Here is a 538-nt window from a genome sequence, read left to right on the forward strand (position 1 = left end):
TTACGCTTTTTTAAGAACAGGTCTTTTAATATTCTCATGTTTTTAGTCCATAATTTTACCAATTGGTCTATTTACCTAAAATTTGACCGTACAGAGCGTTTTATATTGCGGATATGGTTTTCATCGTAAAATCTTTAAATCGCTTTGTATGGTACCTTTTTGTCGATTTAAATGCATGTCTAATCGTAAAATGATCAGCACTTTTCACTAGTTTGCTGTTTTAAGCCGCTTTAGAATTGCTACTATCATGACACTCTTCACTAGGCTTGCCTATTCTCATGCATGAAATGTGCTTGCCTCCTAAGGCTAGGTTACGCGTATTTTCAACAGCGATAAAAACCTTCTCAGCAACACCATAAAGCCTGCTTTCTAAATCACGACAATACTGCGCTAGATCAGCACATGAGGGGACAAAGGTTGTTGACATACCTTTTGCCTCACCACGTATAAGATTTTTAACAGCTTGCAATAAAGACCAGAGTGAAATGCCGTTAAGAGCAGCGATATAAGCCTTTGCACGCGCTTCTGCATTCGAAAC

At 38.1% G+C, this 538-nt stretch carries 1 protein-coding gene; it reads right to left on the reverse strand.

The window, feature by feature from the left end:
- Positions 1–220: 220 nt before the first annotated feature.
- Positions 221–538: hypothetical protein (locus ACFIO5_RS13420; RefSeq protein WP_375705681.1), on the reverse strand; the 318-nt coding region annotated here is incomplete at its 5' end.

The sequence above is a fragment of the Bartonella sp. AA86SXKL genome, assembly GCF_042196885.1.